A 4,278-nucleotide genomic window follows, 5' to 3' on the forward strand; every position below is an offset into this window, starting at 1 on the left:
GTATTAGAATGTTTTATTATGGCACAGGCTATGGCTCAGATTATAATACACAGGTCGAACGCATTGTTAAAAAGTATTGCAAGGATTGCAAATGAGTATCCCACAACATCTCCCTAAACTCTTTAAAGAGTATTATAAAAACTATGAATATAAAGACTATGGTATAGGAAGATATAAACCACTTTTAGATTATTCTAAAGATATAAAAGAATACAAAGAATCTACTGATTCTAAAGACCAATTTCTAAGCATTACTCATACAAGAGTATTCCTCTCTCCTTATAAAGCAAACAAACTAAACTTTGCATTTGCATTAGGATTAGATGATTACTTAGAGAAAGAAAACATTACAGAGCTAAAGATAGTCATTGGAGGAGTATATGAGGAGGGAGAATAAAGTTAAAAGAATCTTGTTTTTACATAGTAGGAATGATTTATTAAGAGAAATTACTACTTGCACAGAAAATGCTAGAAAAATTACTCTGCATTGCTCTAATTTTAAGGAAATGGATTCCAAATGTTGGATAAGAACAAAAGAAATGTTATCTCTTGAAGATTGGCTTATACAACATTTCTTTAGTTTAAGGGATAAAAATGTAACCATAGAAGTCTATGACTACAATAGTATTAATCAAAAAAATGTGGTTAAAAACGATAAAGAAAGGGATTGTGGAAATATTAAAATTTATAACAAGCAAAGTGATACATCAAGCATTTTATTTAATTTTGTAAAGCAATTAAACGATGGTAAAGATATTGATAATCTTTCAGAAGCTATTCATAAGTTTTTAAAGCAAAAGAATAGTTTTGAGACATTAAAAGCTTGTATTGAAAATAATTTGCAAAAACCCATCATTGAAAAATTACCAGATTTCGAAGAGATAGAGTTTTTTGGTGGTCAAGAAAAATGTGAAGAGAGTTTGCAGCTTGTTTTTGATAACCTAATACAAGATATTAAAAATATATATGAAGAGGGTAATGCACAAGCCTATAAAGAAATTGTAAATTTTTTCTTTAGTATTATTAACATCTTTGATATTAAAAAGATTTTTTCTAAAAGTAATTTGGCTTTTTTGACTATTGATACGCTTTTTGAGGGGGGTAAGACTTTAGTAAATATTTTAGAATGGGCAGATTCTAAATATTCTTTTGCTATTTCAAATTCAATTATTAAGCTTTTTGTGCAAGATATTGCTCCTATTATCTTTCTTTTTGAAAATCATATTTTGCATTATACTCTAACCATAGATGATAGGATTCTGATAGAATTATCAGGATTTAAATGCGATATTGATGAGAGCAAGGCTTATATGAAGCAAGATTTAGCTTTACTTGTGGAATTAGAACAAGAGAGCTTGGCAGATGTGCAGGATATAAATTTAAATTGTGTTTATAAGAACGAAAAACTGCAAATTTGTAGTAAAAAAGACATTGCAAATCATCTTAGCGCACAAATGACTTCTAATAATAACAGGATTGTCTTCATAGAAAGTCCCTATTTTAATTCTAGCAAACTCGTGCAACTTATGAAAAATGAGCAAGAAGATAATGGCGCAAAAAACCCATCAAATCAAGGATATAATTATCTTATTATCAGTCAAGCACCCTATAAGCACAATGCGGGATTAAGTTGCAAATTGCTAGAGGAGTTAGGTAATACTATAAGCTATGGAGATGAAAATAAAAAGGAAGTAAAAAGTGGTAGCTTATCAAGCAATCCAAAAAAAGATTATAATGCAACCATTGATTATAGTAAATATAAAATTACTATAAAAGATGAAATTACCAAGCCTTATGTCGTCTCTCTAAGTCCTTTTGTCTTTGTTCCTCAAAAGGAATATGATGATTATAAAACAGCCAAAAAAGAGCTTGATACACTCCATTCTAATCTTTTAAGTGAAGATAAGGATCTAATAGAGCAATATTATGATTTTGAAGAGAAAAATAGAGACAAAATACTCAATTTCAATTTTATAGAGCGTTTCTTTAGGCAAGAAAACAATAAAAAATATTTTTTAGAGCAGGAGAAAAAATATTTTAAAGAAAGTATAGAATGTCTGCAAGGTTATATTGATAGCTTGATTAAAGTTTTAGTGGTTCGTGAATATGAGTATCAACTATATGGATATAAAACTCTAACCTCAAAGCTTGAGCCAAAAAAAGATTATTCTGTCTTGGAAGTGCTTTTGCTTGCTTTAACCTACTATATGATTAAAAATTTTTATACTTCCATAAAAACGAATACGCAACAATGGTGGAATTTTGTTTCCCAATATGAGGGCATAAAGATTGATAAAGAAAGTCTTGAAATGTTGCCTTTTGGAGCTTTTTTGGAGCTTGAAGAGAGCAAAATACCTCTATGTTTTTCTAAGCAAAGAAAAGAAAAGTTATTAAAAGATAGTCAAGAAGTCTTTTGTATAGAAGAGTTTGTTATAGAACTAGAAAATCAAGAGGACACAGATGAGATTAATTTGGAGGGAATATTAGAAGAGTTTTTAGAGAATCCAAGCAAAGAAAGTTTAAATGAAGATAGTTCGGATAATTTAGATGCTTTAGAAAACAAACTCCAAGAATTAGAAGAAAAATTGCAAAAGAAAAAACCAAAGGAAGATTTAAAAGTAAGCGAATCTTTGCAGGTTATGATAGAACATTTTATTACTTCATTTTTCCCCTTTGCCTCACTTCTCTTAGATTTAAACTCTTTTAATATAAGCAAAAAATTTGTTAAACTTTTTGTCTCCTATAAAATAAAAACCCTAAAAGAAGTATTATTTGAAGAATTGGGTTTAGCCTATATAGCTTATATTGTTTATCATAATAATATGAATATCAATAGTCAAATGAATAGGAAAAATAAAAATGCACAAAAGTTTAAATCATTAAAAAGAAAATCTTTTGTCCAAGCCATAAAACTGATTCAAAACTCTGTTGTAACTCTAAGCAGTGAAAATATACAAGACTTAGAAAAATCTGATAAAATAGGTCAAAGACTTTATAAAAATATATTTTTAAAAGATTATGCAAAAGATACCATAAAAGATTTTTTTAAAAGTCTTCCACAAGCTGTTGGTCTCAATATTTTTAATCAACTTTTTATTACACATTATGAAAAGAGCAAAAAAGAGTTTGAACGCTTAAGCTTTACAAAACTCTCTTACAAATACAATCCTCCTTATGTGCTTAAAAGACAAAATGAGGGTGTATTCTATCCTATGCTTGTGAATAATACTTTTCTATCCTTTAATTTTGTCAATATGATGATAGGAGGTAAGCTTAGAACAGGAGCTTTTGGGGATATTGATTCTTTGTTTTATTGTTATGAGGGTATAAAAACTACAAATACGAGGAATTATCTTTTAAACAAACTCCTTGCCTATCTATGCCTTGATGAATTAAGGGGAATGAATGATAAATGTAAAGCATTAAATGATATAGAGTTTTTTAATACAAGAGCATATACACAAGATTTACCCACTCGCCCAAGATTCTTAAAGCTTAAACACGAGGAGGGCGAGTTTAAAGCTCCACCAAAAGCAAGTGAGCAAATCAAAATAAATCTAGCAAAGTTTAATAAAAAAATGCAAAGAATCAATCAAGATGAGAGAAAGCAAGACTTATATAATCAATACCGCTCAAAAGAAAGGGAGGAGCTTAAAGTCATAGACGCCTACCATACTGCGATGAATTATCTTGATGATGTTTATAGGGATTGTTTCAATACCAATTTAAAAGACAATACTCCAAACTTAGAAAAACATAGAGAATTTTTAAGAGCTTTAAATATCATAGGAGAGAATAATATTAAGGCTTTGTATGTGGGGCTAGAAATAAAAACTATAAAGCAACAGAGAGAAAGTAGAGACAGAGATGATTCTAATGAAAAATCTGATGAACAAAATATTTCCGCAAAAGACACTCAAGAAAAAAGACCCAAACTTGTAGGGAGATTAGCTACGACTATAATAATGAAAGATGGACTACATATAGGATAAAGGAGATTAAATGAGTGAAACATATGAAGTTTATACGCCTGATGGAGCAATATTACATGTAGATAAAAATACAAACGAAATAGATTTTGATCCTAGTGATGAGCCAACAGGCAAATACACCGAAGAATATTCCAAAGCTATCTTACAAGCAGATAAAATCCTAAGAACCTCCCCCTATATAAACTACAAACCCATTTACCTAGACCCTACATTAAAAACAGGACAAAGCTCAAATTATTTAGAATTTAAAGCTTGGCAAGATTTATATCTAAAAGAGCCAGTTAAA

Annotated in this window: 2 protein-coding genes and 1 pseudogene; all 3 read left to right on the forward strand. The window is 29.3% G+C overall.

Features of this window, described 5'->3' with window-relative positions; genetic code table 11:
• The first annotated feature begins 91 nt into the window (after positions 1-91).
• Positions 92-397 (forward strand): hypothetical protein, encoded by a 306-nt coding sequence (locus CQA44_RS11320; protein WP_115547325.1) that lies wholly within the window; start codon positions 92-94, stop codon positions 395-397.
• Positions 381-3,992 (forward strand): hypothetical protein, encoded by a 3,612-nt coding sequence (locus CQA44_RS11325; protein WP_115547326.1) that lies wholly within the window; start codon positions 381-383, stop codon positions 3,990-3,992. Before CQA44_RS11320 ends, CQA44_RS11325 begins: the two co-directional genes overlap by 17 nt.
• Before the next feature lie 10 nt (positions 3,993-4,002).
• Positions 4,003-4,278: pseudogene (locus CQA44_RS11330) on the forward strand (hypothetical protein); the annotation flags it as partial.

The organism is Helicobacter sp. MIT 14-3879 (genome assembly GCF_003364125.1).

Bases quoted from the DNA above. Each gene is read 5' to 3' on its own strand.
- CQA44_RS11325 (WP_115547326.1), top strand. From the start codon at position 381: ATGAGGAGGGAGAATAAAGTTAAAAGAATCTTGTTTTTACATAGTAGG.
- CQA44_RS11320 (WP_115547325.1), top strand. From the start codon at position 92: ATGAGTATCCCACAACATCTCCCTAAACTCTTTAAAGAGTATTATAAA.